This window comes from Streptacidiphilus carbonis (assembly GCF_000787775.1).
In the GTDB taxonomy this organism is placed as follows: Bacteria; Actinomycetota; Actinomycetes; order Streptomycetales; family Streptomycetaceae; genus Streptacidiphilus; species Streptacidiphilus carbonis.
In genome coordinates this window covers 41,803-54,985 of record NZ_BBPM01000049.1, presented here as the reverse complement: position 1 = coordinate 54,985, position 13,183 = coordinate 41,803, and the positions used below count along the sequence as shown (strand labels likewise).

At 72.3% G+C, this 13,183-nt stretch carries 10 protein-coding genes, 1 other RNA gene and 1 pseudogene; 11 read left to right on the top strand and 1 reads right to left on the bottom strand.

Annotation, left to right across the window (positions count from 1 at the left end; translation table 11 throughout):
• The 4 genes and pseudogenes from TR46_RS42635 to TR46_RS29130 form a co-directional block, all read left to right on the top strand.
• Positions 1-504: pseudogene (locus TR46_RS42635) on the top strand (hypothetical protein); the annotation flags it as partial.
• Between the two features lie 148 nt (positions 505-652).
• The gene (locus TR46_RS45610; RefSeq protein WP_084719028.1) at positions 653-2,890 is read left to right on the top strand and encodes a protein kinase domain-containing protein; all 2,238 of its coding nucleotides are present in this window, start codon (positions 653-655) and stop codon (positions 2,888-2,890) included.
• A gap of 183 nt (positions 2,891-3,073) precedes the next feature.
• Positions 3,074-4,183, top strand: coding sequence for a peptide chain release factor 2 (gene prfB / locus TR46_RS29135; RefSeq protein WP_042407065.1), 1,110 nt, complete (start codon positions 3,074-3,076; stop codon positions 4,181-4,183).
• A gap of 209 nt (positions 4,184-4,392) precedes the next feature.
• Positions 4,393-4,968: an LPXTG cell wall anchor domain-containing protein gene (locus TR46_RS29130; RefSeq protein WP_042407060.1), complete on the top strand. Its 576-nt coding sequence runs from the start codon at positions 4,393-4,395 to the stop codon at positions 4,966-4,968.
• A 118-nt stretch (positions 4,969-5,086) separates the two neighbouring features.
• On the opposite strand, the gene TR46_RS29125 is transcribed toward TR46_RS29130, so the two are convergent.
• Positions 5,087-5,281 (bottom strand): hypothetical protein, encoded by a 195-nt coding sequence (locus tag TR46_RS29125; protein ID WP_030260626.1) that lies wholly within the window; start codon positions 5,279-5,281, stop codon positions 5,087-5,089.
• Between the two features lie 427 nt (positions 5,282-5,708).
• On the opposite strand from TR46_RS29125, the gene ftsE reads away from it, so the two are divergent.
• The 7 genes from ftsE to TR46_RS29095 all read left to right on the top strand — a co-directional run.
• Positions 5,709-6,398 (top strand): cell division ATP-binding protein FtsE, encoded by a 690-nt coding sequence (ftsE, locus tag TR46_RS29120; RefSeq protein ID WP_042407058.1) that lies wholly within the window; start codon positions 5,709-5,711, stop codon positions 6,396-6,398.
• Between the two features lie 57 nt (positions 6,399-6,455).
• Positions 6,456-7,376, top strand: a complete 921-nt coding sequence (gene ftsX / locus TR46_RS29115) for a permease-like cell division protein FtsX (protein WP_042407055.1) — start codon at positions 6,456-6,458, stop codon at positions 7,374-7,376.
• Positions 7,377-7,489: 113 nt separating this feature from the next.
• Positions 7,490-8,611 (top strand): S41 family peptidase, encoded by a 1,122-nt coding sequence (locus TR46_RS29110; RefSeq protein WP_042407051.1) that lies wholly within the window; start codon positions 7,490-7,492, stop codon positions 8,609-8,611.
• Positions 8,612-8,656: 45 nt separating this feature from the next.
• The gene (gene smpB, locus TR46_RS29105; RefSeq protein ID WP_236655564.1) at positions 8,657-9,142 is read left to right on the top strand and encodes an SsrA-binding protein SmpB; all 486 of its coding nucleotides are present in this window, start codon (positions 8,657-8,659) and stop codon (positions 9,140-9,142) included.
• Positions 9,143-9,305: 163 nt separating this feature from the next.
• Positions 9,306-9,676, top strand: a transfer-messenger RNA (tmRNA) gene (ssrA, locus tag TR46_RS38925).
• 118 nt (positions 9,677-9,794) lie between these two features.
• A complete protein-coding gene (locus TR46_RS29100; protein WP_042407047.1) occupies positions 9,795-10,907 on the top strand; it encodes a winged helix DNA-binding domain-containing protein in 1,113 nt (370 codons plus the stop codon).
• A 128-nt stretch (positions 10,908-11,035) separates the two neighbouring features.
• A partial coding sequence (locus TR46_RS29095; protein WP_042407046.1) for a HelD family protein occupies positions 11,036-13,183 on the top strand: 2,148 nt, incomplete at its 3' end.

Here is a 13,183-nt window from a genome sequence, read left to right as displayed (position 1 = left end):
AAGGCCGGCCCGGAGCAGCAGCCCCAGGTCGCCCCGCCGCCCTACCGCGGTCGGCCCCAGCCGCAACCGCAGTACCGGCAGCCGCCGCCGTACCAGGAGGCCGGGTACGGCAGCGGGGACTACCAGGAGCCGCAGCAGTCACCGCAGCGACGCGCCGAACCCCCCGCCGCGCGCCCCGAGCCGCAGCGGCCGGCGCCCCGGCGCGAACCCCGACGCGAGCCGGAGCGCGAGCCCGAGCCGCGCCGGGAGCGCGAGCCGAGGCGCCCGCGCCGTCGGATGCGCATCCCGGGCGGCGGCTGCCTGCGCGTGCTGGTGGTCCTGGTGCTGATCGCCATCGCGGTCTGGTACTTCACGCCGATGCAGCACTGGGTCCACAACGTGGAGTCCTGGTACCACTCGGTGGTGAACTGGGTGAAGAGCATCACCGACACGGCGAACACAGTGAAGAAGGACGTGAACAACCTCCCCAGCGCGGTGCCCTCGCTGCCCGGCAGCAAGCGCTGACGACCTGGGCCGGGCAAGTGCCCGGCGGGCAGCCAGGATTGACGCTTTGTCGACATCTGACCTGCGGCAATGGGGTTCCTGTTCCCCCATCCGGCCCCATTCCGCGTACTTTGGTCGCTGACATCCGCCCTACGCGCACGGAGCAGCCTTGGCACGCAAGATCGGCAGCCGCTACACCGCGCACCAGGTGATCGGCCGTGGCTCGGCGGGGACCGTCTGGCTCGGCGAGGGCCCCGAGGGGCCGGTGGCGATCAAGCTGCTCCGTGAGGACCTCGCCTCCGACCAGGTCCTGGTCGGCCGCTTCGTCCAGGAGCGGACCGCCCTCACCAGCCTGGACCACCCGCGCGTGGTCGGCGTGCACGACCTGGTCGTGGACGGCGACGACCTCGCCCTGGTGATGGAGCTGGTGCACGGCAGCGACCTGCGCTCCCGGCTGGACCGCGAGGGCCCGCTGATCCCGCAGGCCGCCGTCTCCATCGCCGCCGACGTCGCCGAGGGCCTGGCCGTCGCCCACGCCGCCGGCATCGTGCACCGCGACGTGAAGCCCGAGAACATCCTGCTCGACCAGGCCTCCTCGCCGGGCCCCGGCGGCGCGCCGCGCGCCAAGCTCTCCGACTTCGGCATCGCCCGCCTGGTCGACGCCCCCCGCCGGACCCGCGCCACCCGGATCATCGGCACCCCCGACTACCTGGCCCCCGAGGTCATCGAGGGCCTGGAACCGCGGGCCGCGGTGGACATCTACGCCCTGGCCACGGTGCTGTACGAGCTGCTGGCCGGCTTCACGCCGTTCGGCGGCGGCCACACCGGCGCGGTGCTGCGCCGCCATGTCACCGAGAGCGTGGCCCCGCTGCCGGGCCTGCCGGACGACCTGTGGAAGGTGATCGGCCAGTGCCTGGCCAAGGCGCCGGCCTCCCGGCTGCGCGCCTCGGAACTGGCCGCCCGGCTGCGCGAGCAACTGCCCGCGCTGGCCGGGCTCCCGGTGCTCAGCGTGAGCCACCCCGACGCCGCGGCCTCCCCCCGCTCCGCCGAGTACGACGACGGGTACGACCCGCACGGTGCGGACGACACCGACGACACCTATGACATGTCCGATCCGGTGCACACCGACCCCGGTCGCCGCGGGGCCGCCCGGCGCCGGGGCCCGGCCGTGCCGCTGGTGCCCGGCGCCCAGCCGGACTCCAGCCGGGACACCCACACCAGCCTGCGCCGCCCCAACCGCGAGGAGCTGGCCGCCTTCGCGGAGGCCTCCCGCCAGGAGCGCACCGCCAGGGAGGGTGCCCCCGGCCGCAGCGGCTCCGGCGGCAGCAGCCACCGCCGCGGCGGACCGCACCGCAGCGGAGTCCGCCGCAGCGCCACGGGCAGCAATGTCCGCCGCCGTCGCCGACTGCTGGTCGGCGTGCTCGCGCTGCTGGTCGCCGCCGGGGCCCTGGGCGCCTACAAGGCCTTCGCCGGCGAGGGCGGCGGCACCGCGGGCTCTCCCGGCGGCAGCCCCTCCGGCTCCGCGTCGGCCGACCCCAGCACCTCGGCCCGGGCCGCCGGCCTGCAGCAGGCCCCCGTCGACGGCAGCACCCGGGCGCCGTCCACGGCCACCGTCGCACTGCCCGGCTGGGCGTCCTGGAGCGACGCACCGACCCCGCCGGCCACCCTGGCCGGCGGACTGCGCGCGGTGGGCCTCGACGGCACCGCCTACCTCTTCGGCACCGGGACCGACGGCTACGTCCGCTACCTGACCCGCGCCGCCGACGGCTCCTTCGGCGGCTGGGGCAAGCTCACCGGCATACAGGTCAGCGGCCCGCCGGCGGTCGTGGCACTGGACGGCGGCAGGCTCCGGCTGTTCGCCCGCGGCACCGACGGCCTGGTCTACCAGCGGACCCTCACCGCCGGCCGCTGGACCGGGAGCGCCTGGGGACAGCTCACCGGCGGCACCCGGATCGACTCGGCGCCGGCCGCGGCGGTCACCGGCGACCGGGTGGACCTGGTCGCCAGGATCGGCACCGACCTCGCCACCTGCTCCTACACCGGCGGCACCTGGACGGTCTGGCAGACGCTGCCGATGGGCGGCAGGGTCTCCGGCGCCCCCTCCCTGGTGGCCGAGGACGGCGGCCGGATCGACGCCTTCGCCGCGGCCCAGGACGGACAGGTGCTGCGCACCCAGGGCGCCAACGGCCTGTGGACCCAGGCACTGCCGGTCACCGGCCTGACCGCCCCGGACGGCCCCCAGGCAGTGCAGGCCGCCCGCGGCACCCAGTACGTGCTGGCCGCCTCCGGCACCGAGGCGGCGGGCAGCGCCACCAGCGCCAACTGGACCCGGGGCACCCCCCCGCCCCCGCCGGCACCGTGGCCCCCTACCGGGCCACCCCGACCACCACCGGCCTCTTCGTACTGACCCCCGCCAACACCCTCCACTACACCCAGACCACCTGAGTACGCCCGCATCACCTGTGTCCGGGCAGCGCCCAAGGGGCGCGAGGAACTGCGCCGGCAACCCACCACTCAGGTGGAGCCCCTCGGAACCCCGCCCCGGCACCGGCAGGCGATCCCCCATCCCGCAAGCCGTTAGGCTTGCTCCGTGGCAGCCATCGATCCTTCCGAAGCAATCAAGTCCCTCGAAACGACCATGTCGTCGATCGAGGCCGTGGTCGATCTCGACAAGATCCGTGCCGACATCGCGATCTTCGAGGAGCAGGCCGCCGCTCCGAACCTCTGGGACGACGTCGACGCGGCGCAGCAGGTCACCAGCAAGCTCTCCTTCCTGCAGGGCGAGCTCCGCAAGGTGCAGACCCTGCGCGGCCGCATCGAGGACCTCTCGGTCATGTTCGAGCTGGCCGAGGACGAGAACGACGCCGACGCCCGCGCCGAGGCCGACGCCGAGCTCGAATCGGTCACCAAGGCCGTGGACGAGATGGAGGTCAGGACGCTCCTGTCGGGCGAGTACGACGCCCGCGAGGCCCTGGTCAACATCCGCGCCGAGGCCGGCGGCGTCGACGCCGCCGACTTCGCCGAGCGGCTGATGCGGATGTACCTGCGCTGGGCCGAGCGGCACGGCTACCCGACCGAGGTCTACGACACCTCCTACGCCGAGGAGGCCGGCATCAAGTCGGCGACCTTCGGCGTCAAGGTCCCCTACGCCTACGGCACGCTCTCGGTCGAGCAGGGCACCCACCGCCTGGTCCGGATCTCCCCGTTCGACAACCAGGGCCGCCGGCAGACGTCCTTCGCCGGCGTCGAGGTGCTCCCGGTCGTCGAGAAGAGCGACCACGTGGACATCGACGAGTCCGAACTGCGGGTCGACGTCTACCGCTCCTCCGGCCCCGGCGGCCAGGGCGTCAACACCACCGACTCCGCGGTCCGCATCACCCACCTCCCCACCGGGATCGTGGTCTCCTGCCAGAACGAGCGCTCGCAGATCCAGAACCGCGCCAGCGCGATGAACGTCCTGCAGGCCAAGCTACTGGAGCGGCGCCGCCAGGAGGAGAAGGCGGAGATGGACGCGCTGAAGGACGGCGGCAACTCCTGGGGCAACCAGATGCGCTCCTACGTCCTGCACCCGTACCAGCAGGTCAAGGACCTGCGCACGCAGTACGAGGTGGGCAATCCGCAGGCCGTCCTGGACGGCGAGCTGGACGGCTTCATCGAAGCCGGTATCCGCTGGCGCAAGCAGAACGAGAAGGCCGAATAGGTCGTCGCCCGACCTCCGGCAATATTCGTAACGATCACGGCGATCTGCCCGCGAAAGCGGACAGATCGCCGTTGACGTTGCCGGGGGTGATTCACCATGCTGGCGCGCAATGCCCGAGAAGGGCGGGACCCGAAGTGGCGAGAGGGGCCGTTGTGGCCATGGCACGACGCGGACACCGGAAGAAATACACCGGCATACGTTCACGTGGGGTGCGTGTCGCCGCAGCGGGACTGGCACTGGCCGGTACGGGGCTGCTGGTGAGCGGGGTGGCCTCGGCCGCGACCACGCCCACCCTGGTGCAGAGCAAGGTGATCGACGGGCCGCAGGGCGGCGGCCTCACCGTGGACCTGGGCCTGGGCGACTCCGCCAGTGCCGGCGCCAGTGCCACCGCGTCCGACGCGGCCGCCGCCCCGGCCGCGAGCGACAGCGCGGCGTCCGGCGGCGGCGGCAGCGCGTCCGCGTCCGCCGCCGCGGGCGACAGCGCCGTTTCGGCCTCCGTTGCCGCGACGCCCTCGGTGGCGCCCTCCGCGAGCTCGACGGCTTCCTCGACGGCTTCGGGGACCGCCGCCGCGTCCGCCTCCTCCTCCGCGAGCACCGCGGCCGGGACCGGCGGCAGCCCCCCCGCGGGCACCGGGACGAGCGCCCCCGAGCCCCGGCAGACCCTCGCCGAGACCGGGACCGACGACAGCGTCCCGCTGCTCTTCGCCGGCGGCCTCACCCTGCTCGCGGGCGGCCTGGTGTTCCGCTTCGGCCCCCGGACGGGCACCCCGCGGCACGCGGCCTGACAGCGGACGTACCGCGGGGGGCGTGGCGCGGAGGGGCGGGCGGACAACTGGACGGGCCCCCGGAACCATGTTCCGGGGGCCCGTCCAGTGCCGTGCTCGGGCAGTGCTGCGATCAGGCTCAGGCGAAGGCGTGCCGGGCTATCAGCGCGCAGGCGACCAGGGCCACCAGCAGGGCGATCAGGGCGGCGGGGGAGAGGGAGCCGAACAGACCCTGCTGCTCCTGCATCCGCTGCCGGCTCGCGCGGCAGGTCGGGCAGCGGCCCTCAGCCACCGGCCCGGCGCAGTTGGCGCACACCAGACGGTCGAGCGTCATTTCGATCTCCTCCTTCGACCTGCCCAACGAGACACCATGCCGGGTGGGTTCCCTCCACTGTGCCATGCCGAACGCGATCCGGTCGCCCCCGGCGAAACGGAGCACGGTTCACCCCGGAACCTGTGCGGGGCGTGATGGTCAGGGACTGATCACCGTGAGTGAACACGATGGCATGTCCCCATGATTCTTACGCTTGATTATTCCGATTTGATGCCGTTTGACCGTGAACTCCCCCACCTTTCCGTGAGCGCGACTGCGAGTCGGCGTCGGGTTCGCGTAAGGTCGGCCAACCGGGGGAGCTGTCCACCGCCCCGCGGTGGAGCTCCGCCACCAGACCTGTCCCTGTCCGCGAGAGGGTGGTGAAGGTTCCGGATACCCGGAGCCGGCCTCATCCCTTCCACCTAGACTGGCCGACCGTGATGCAGCCGTGATCCGATTCGACAACGTCTCCAAGACCTATCCGAAGCAGAACCGTCCCGCCCTGGACAACGTCTCGCTCGAGATCGAGAAGGGCGAGTTCGTCTTCCTGGTGGGCTCGTCAGGCTCGGGGAAGTCGACCTTCCTGCGGTTGATCCTGCGTGAGGAGCGACCCTCCATCGGCGAGGTGCACGTCCTGGGCAAGGACCTGGCCAAGCTGTCCAACTGGAAGGTCCCGCAGATGCGGCGCCAACTGGGCACGGTGTTCCAGGACTTCCGGCTGCTCCCGAACAAGACCGTCGGGCAGAACGTCGCCTTCGCGCTGGAGGTCATCGGCAAGCCGAGGTCCGTGATCGGCAAGGTCGTCCCCGAGGTGCTCGAACTGGTCGGCCTGGCCGGCAAGCAGGACCGGATGCCCGGTGAGCTCTCCGGTGGTGAGCAGCAGCGTGTGGCCATCGCCCGCGCGTTCGTGAACCGTCCGATGCTGCTGATCGCGGACGAGCCGACCGGAAACCTCGACCCGCAGAACTCCGTCGGCATCATGAAGCTGCTGGACCGGATCAACCGGACCGGCACCACGGTGCTGATGGCCACCCACGACCAGGCGATCGTGGACCAGATGCGCAAGCGCGTGATCGAGCTGGACCAGGGCCACCTGGTCCGCGACCAGTCCCGCGGCGTCTACGGCTACCAGCACTGACCCGCACCGCACCCCAGGCGTCCGCACCAGGCCGACGTCCCGACCAGCTAGGAAGTCATGCGAGCACAGTTCGTCATGTCGGAGATCGGAATCGGTCTCCGCCGAAATCTGACGATGACCATCGCGGTCGTCGTGAGCGTGGCGCTCTCGCTTGCCCTGGCGGGGGCGGCGCTCCTCCTGCGCGACCAGGTCAGCACCATGAAGGGCTACTGGGACGGCAAGATCGAGGTCTCGGTCTACTTCTGCAACAAGACCGACGCCAACCAGGGCTCGGTGAACAAGAACTGCGCCGCCGGCGCGGCGACGCAGAACCAGATCGACTCCGTGCAGGCCCAGTTGGAGAAGACCGGGCTGATCGAGAAGATCTACACGGAGACCCCGGCGCAGGCGCTGTCCGAGTACACCAAGCAGGACCCCAACAACCCGCTGCTGGCCTCGCTGACCCCGGACAGCATGGAGTACTCGCTCCGGATCAAGCTCAAGGACCCGCAGCAGTACCAGATCATCACCGGGATGGTGGGCGGACAGCCGGGGGTGATGAAGGTGGAGGACCAGAGCCAGGTCCTGAAACCGCTGTTCAACCTGCTCAACGGGGCACAGGTGGTCGCCCTGGTGGTGATGGGCATCATGCTGGCGGTCACCCTGCTGCTGATCGTCAACACGGTCCGGGTCTCGGCCTTCAGCCGCAAACGCGAGACCGGCATCATGAGACTGGTCGGCGCCTCCAACTACTACGTGCAGATGCCGTTCATCGCCGAGGCCGCCTTCGCGGCCGTGGTGGGCGCGATCCTTGCGTCGGGGATGCTGGCGGTCGGCAAGTACCTGCTGATCGACCGGTTCCTGCGGAACCAGATCCAGCTCATCAACTTCATCGGCTGGGGCCCGGTGTTCCAGGTCATGCCGCTGATGCTGGTACTGGGCGTCGGGATGTCCTCGATCGCCGCGTTCCTGACCCTGCGCAAGTACTTGAGGGTCTGAGCAGCCGCACTTGTCACACCGTCAGACCATCGCCCCGGACGCTGTACTGCGTCCGGGGCGTTCTGACGGGTACGCGCCTTCGCGACGGTCGCGCACCTCTAGACTCACCTGCCATGTCCGGTAGCTATCCGCATCTCCGCCTGCACCTGGCCCTGGGCCTGGTGTTCGGCACCGTGCTCGCCACCGGCGCGGCGACCGGGGCCTGGGGCAGTGAGGGGCAGCCGACCGGGCTGCCCCGGCCGCCCGGGATCCGGCTCAGCAGTGAGGCGGCCGCGCGCGACTGGGCGGAGCAGGGCGGCGACCCCTGGGCCGCGTTCTACACCCCGCAGCAGTACGCGACCATGACCGAGGCGCTGGACGGCCGTTACACCGGCGTCGGGCTGTGGGTCGCGCGCAGCTCCGCGGGCGTGGTCACGGTCTCGAAGGTGCCCGCCGGCGGTCCCGCCGACCTGGCGGGGGTGCGCGTCGGCGAGCGGCTGCTCGCCGTCGACGGCCGCGCGGTCGACGGCCTTCCGGTGACCGAGACGGTCGCGCTGCTGCGCGGCGCCCCCCAGGACGCCGGCAGCACCGTCGTGCTCCGGCTGCGGCGCGGTTCCGCGGTGCGCCAGGTCGAGCTGCGCCGCGAACTCCTGGACACCGACGACGTGGTGGTGGACCGGCCGGCCGCCGGGATCACCAGGATCGCGGTCTCGGCCTTCACCGTCGGCACCGGCGACCGGGTCGAGGAGGCGGTCCGGGCCCGCGGCACCGCCGCGGGCGGCCGGGGCATCCTGCTGGACCTGCGCGGCAACTCCGGCGGCCTGGTGGACGAGTCGGTCCGGGCCGCCTCCGGCTTCCTGGACGGCGGCCCGCTCGGCTCCTACCGGGCGGACGGCGCCACCCACTGGCTCACCGCGGCGCGCGGCGGCGACACCAGCACGCCGGTGGTGGTGCTGGTGGACGGCGGCACCATGAGCGCCGCCGAGCTGCTCACCGGCGCGCTCCAGGACCGGGACCGCGCCGTGGTGATCGGCTCGCGCACCTTCGGCAAGGGCGCGGTGCAGCAGCCCAGCCCGGTCCGCGGCGGCGGCACGCTGGAGCAGACGGTGGGCCACTACCGCACCCCGGCCGGCCGCGACCTGGACGGCGTCGGCATCACCCCCGACGTCGCAGTCCCGCCGAGCGCGGGACCGCAGGCGGCGGAGCGCACCGCGATCACCGTCCTGGACGACCTGGCGGCCTCGGACCCGCAGTAAGTCCCGTGCCGGGACCCGCCCCGGAGTGCGAGAATGGCCCCCATCATGGCCAAGGTAAAAGAACCCGGACGTAAGATCATCGCGCAGAACAAGAAGGCGCGGCACGACTACAACATCCTGGACGAGATCGAGTGCGGCCTGGTGCTGACCGGCACCGAGGTCAAGTCGCTGCGCGCGGGCCGCGCCTCGCTGATCGACGGCTTCGCCGAGATCACCGGCGGCGAGGCCTGGCTGCACAACGTCCACATCATGGAGTATGCCCAGGGCACCTGGACCAACCACGCCGCCCGGCGCAAGCGCAAGCTGCTGATGCACAAGGCGGAGATCCTCAAGCTCGACGCGAAGCTGCGGGAGTCGGGCTTCACCCTGGTCCCGCTGTCGCTGTACTTCAAGGACGGCCGGGCCAAGCTGCTGCTGGCGCTGGCCCAGGGCAAGAAGCTGCACGACAAGCGGCAGACGCTGCGGGAGAAGCAGGACCGCCGCGAGACCGACCGGGCGCTGGCGGCGGTGCGCCGCCGCGCCCAGGGCTGACACCGCGTCGGCCGGCGCCGGTCGGCGCCCCCGTCAGCGGTAATGAGCTGGACCGTCCCCCCGGCGGGGACGTAGGATGACAGAGTTGCGCAGGACCCCCCAGGTCCACGCGGAACGGCACGCAGCACGGAGAGCGTGTCTTGAAAAATGAATAGCACCCCATGGGGGTGATCGGTTTCGACTGGGGATGTCGATCCAGGGGAAGCGAGCCGAGAAACGCGGCAATGATCTCGTAAACCACGTGTCGCAAACTATAATCGCCAACTCCAAGCGCGATTCCCTCGTACTCGCCGCCTGAGCGAGTAACTAAAGGGTGTCAGACCGGGCGCGTTCCCGTCCCGGACCCTGGCATAATCTAGGGAACTCCACCGCAGTGCCCGGTCACGGGGTGCTGCGGGAAATCAAACAGTGACTGGGCCCGTCGGCGGCTTGTCCGTGTGACTGCCGGGGCCGAGAAAAGCACAGCGGACTGCGCTCGGAGAAGCCCTGGTTTTGCACCACAGGACGCGGGTTCGATTCCCGCCACCTCCACCACACTGCTTCTGGGCAGAGCAGCCCCCCATGCGTCACAAGCCGTCCGTCGTATCCGACGAGGCGGCTTTCGGCGTTCCTCGGGGTGATCAGGACCGACGTCGAAAGCTAGGGTTCGGCCATGGCCACCGAGAAGCTGACCGCCCGTTCGCTCAACCGCGCCCTGCTCGCCCGTCAGCTGCTGTTGGCGCGGGAGCGGCGGGGCGTACTGGAGACCGTCCGGTTCCTGGCCGGGATGCAGTCGCAGGTGCCGGGGGCGCCCTATGTCGGGCTGTGGACCCGGCTGCTCGGCTTCGACCCGGAGGAGGTGTCGGGGCTGATGACCGAGCGGGCCCTGGTCCGGGTCTCGGCCATGCGCGGCACCGTGCACCTGCTGGACGCCGCGGACGCGCTGGCCTGGCGGCCGCTCTGCCAGGTCATCAACGACCGTGGCCCGTACGGGAAGAACATCTACCGCAAGGCGCTGTCCGGCATCGACCCGGTGCGGCTCAAGCAGACCGCGGCGGAACTGCTGGCGGAGCAGCCGATGACCAACGCCGCCCTGGGCGCCGCACTGGCCGAGGCCTTCCCCGGCCACGACCCCGGGACGCTGGCCTGGGCGATCCGGGACGGCCTGGCGCTGGTGCAGGTTCCGCCGCGCGGGCTGTGGGGCAAGAGCGGCCAGACCACCTCCACCACCCTGGAGCACTGGCTCGGCCGGCCGCTGGACCCCGACCCCGCCCCGGACGCGATGGTGCTCCGCTACCTCGCCGCCTTCGGCCCGGCCGGCGTCCTGGACGCGCAGGCCTGGTCGGGGCTGACCCGGCTGGTGGAGGTGTTCGAGCGGCTGCGCCCGCGACTGCGCGCTTTCCAGGACGCGGCCACCGGCCGTGAGCTGTTCGACCTCCCCGACGCACCCCGACCGGACCCGGACACCCCGGCGCCGGCGCGCTTCCTGCCCGAGTACGACAACGTCACGCTCGCCCACTACGACCGCAGCCGCATCGTCACCCCGCAGGCCCTGGACGGGCTGCGCCAGGTCAACGGCTACAAGGCGGCGTTCCTGGTGGACGGCCAGGTCCGGGGCCACTGGACGCTCTCCTTCACCAAGGCCGGAGCGGACCTGACCGTCAGCGCCCACACCAAGCTGGACGACCAGGAGATGGAGGCCCTCGACGACGAGGCCGAGAAGCTGGTGCGGTTCCACCGGCCGGCCGTGTCCGAGTCGACGGTGCGGTTCCCCGATCCCGGCTGACGGCGGGCCCCGGTGACCACGAACCCCGGCTGACCGGCCCGAAGGGCGGGACGGATGACGTAGGATCGTCCGTCCCCCTTTGCGCACGGAGGGGTGAGCGCCGCACACCACGTACCCAGGGGGCCTTCTTGACCGCGCCCAGCGACACCGCCGCTGCCAGCCACAACGCAGAGAGCCTGCGCGATCGGGAGATCGCCGTCGAGCAGCAGCACCTGGACCGGGTCTACGACCGCCTGGGGGAGAAGCTGGCGGAGGCCGAGTTCATCCTCAGCGACGCCAGCCGCAAGGCCTTCGTCGGCACCCCCGGCGCGCTCGCCGAGCGCGACGCCCAGGTCTATCGGGCCGGGCGGCACCTGCAGCGGCTGAACAACGAGTTCGAGGACTTCCTGTTCGGGCGGATCGACCTGCAGCAGCCGGACGGCCCGGAGGAGGACGGCTTCCCCTCGCAGACCCCGCTGGACCCGGCCGACCCGGCCGTCGCCGAGACCCTGCACATCGGCCGGCTCGGCGTGCTGGACACCGAGTACGGTCCGCTGGTGATCGACTGGCGCGCTCCTGCCGCCGCACCCTTCTACCGGGCCACCCCGCTGCAGCCCGGACGGGTGGTCCGGCGCCGGGTGATCCGCTCCCGGGGCCGCCGGGTGCTCGGCGTCGAGGACGACCTGCTCCGCCCCGACCTGGAGCCGGTGCTGGACGGCGAGCCGCTGGCTGTGGTCGGCGACGGCGCGCTGATGGCGACGCTGGGCCGGGCCCGCAGCCACACCATGCGCGACATCGTCTCCAGCATCCAGCAGGAGCAGGACATCGTGATCCGGGCCCAGGCGGCCGGGGCCACCCTGGTCACCGGCGGTCCCGGAACCGGCAAGACCGCCGTCGCCCTGCACCGCGCCGCCTTCCTGCTCTACCAGGACCGCCGCCGCTACGCCGGCGGCATCCTGGTGGTCAGCCCCACCCCGCTGCTGGTCTCCTACACCGAGGGCGTACTGCCGGCCCTGGGCGAGGAGGGCCAGGTGGCCATCCGCGCCGTCGGCAGCCTGGTCGACGGCGTCGAGGCGGACAGCTACGACAGCCCCGAGGCGGCCAGGGTCAAGGGCTCCTCGCGGATGGCCGCGCTGATGCGCCGCGCCGCCCGGGCCGCCCTGGACAGCCCCGGTACCCCCGGTGAGCTGCGGGTCAGTGCCCTCGGCGAGGTGCTGCGGATGGACGCCAACGCGCTGCGCAACCTGCGCCGCACCGTGCTGGGCAACGGCGGCACCCCGATCAACCTGCTCCGTCCCCGGGCCCGCCGGCTGCTGCTGGACGCCCTCTGGTCGCTGCTGCTGCGCACCAGGCCCCGGAACGGCCCACCCGTCGCCCACCACCACCCTTCTGACGAGGCGCTCCGCGCCACACCTCCGGCCCGGGCGGACCGGGAGCAGCAGCAGCGCGAGCGGGAGACCTTCGACGACCACGTCGGCGACGACGAGCGCTTCCTGGCCTTCCTGGACGCCTGGTGGCCGCCGCTGACCCCGCGCCGGGTGCTCGCCACCCTGCGCGACCAGCGGCAGCTGGCCCGGCAGGCCCGCGGCTCGCTCAACCAGCAGGAGACCAGACTCCTGGCCGCCTCCTGGAAGCACCTGGACGACGCCGGCCGGGGCAGTGTGACCGCGCACGACGTCGCGCTGCTGGACGAGCTGCGGGTGCTGCTCGGCGAGCCGGCCCGGACCCGGGTCCGCGAGGTCGACGCCGCCGACCTGCTGACCGGCCTGGACGAGGTCACCACCTTCGCAGATCGCACCCGTCGCGGCGTCACCGAGCGGGACCCGGTCGAGCGCAGCGAGTACGCCCACGTGATCGTGGACGAGGCGCAGGACCTGACCCCGATGCAGTGGCGCATGATCGGCCGCCGGGCCCGCCAGGCGACCTGGACCATCGTCGGCGACCCCGCCCAGAGCTCGTGGATCGACCCGGCCGAGGCGCAGGCCGCGATGGACGAGACGCTGGGGTCGAAGCCGCGCCGCCGCTACACGCTGACCACCAACTACCGGAACCCGGCCGAGATCGCCGAGGTGGCCGCACGGGTGCTGGCACAGGCCGCGCCCGGGACGGAGTCGCCGCGCGCGGTGCGCTCCACCGGGGTGCACCCGCGCTTCGTCTCGGTGGCCGCCGAGGCCGAGGTGGGCCGGGCGGCCCGGGCCGAGGTCGAGCGGCTGCTGGGCGAGGTGGACGGCACCGTCGGCATCGTGGTCCCGATGGACCGGCGGGCCGAGGCGGCCGGGTGGATCGCCGGGCTGGGC

What these genes read in the sequence shown, in the direction of transcription:
- TR46_RS29125 (WP_030260626.1), bottom strand. Translation starts at nt 5,281, where the DNA reads ATGACGCTCGACCGTCTGGTGTGCGCCAACTGCGCCGGGCCGGTGGCT.
- ftsX (WP_042407055.1), top strand. Translation starts at nt 6,456, where the DNA reads ATGCGAGCACAGTTCGTCATGTCGGAGATCGGAATCGGTCTCCGCCGA.
- TR46_RS29110 (WP_042407051.1), top strand. Translation starts at nt 7,490, where the DNA reads ATGTCCGGTAGCTATCCGCATCTCCGCCTGCACCTGGCCCTGGGCCTG.
- smpB (WP_236655564.1), top strand. Translation starts at nt 8,657, where the DNA reads ATGGCCAAGGTAAAAGAACCCGGACGTAAGATCATCGCGCAGAACAAG.
- TR46_RS29100 (WP_042407047.1), top strand. Translation starts at nt 9,795, where the DNA reads ATGGCCACCGAGAAGCTGACCGCCCGTTCGCTCAACCGCGCCCTGCTC.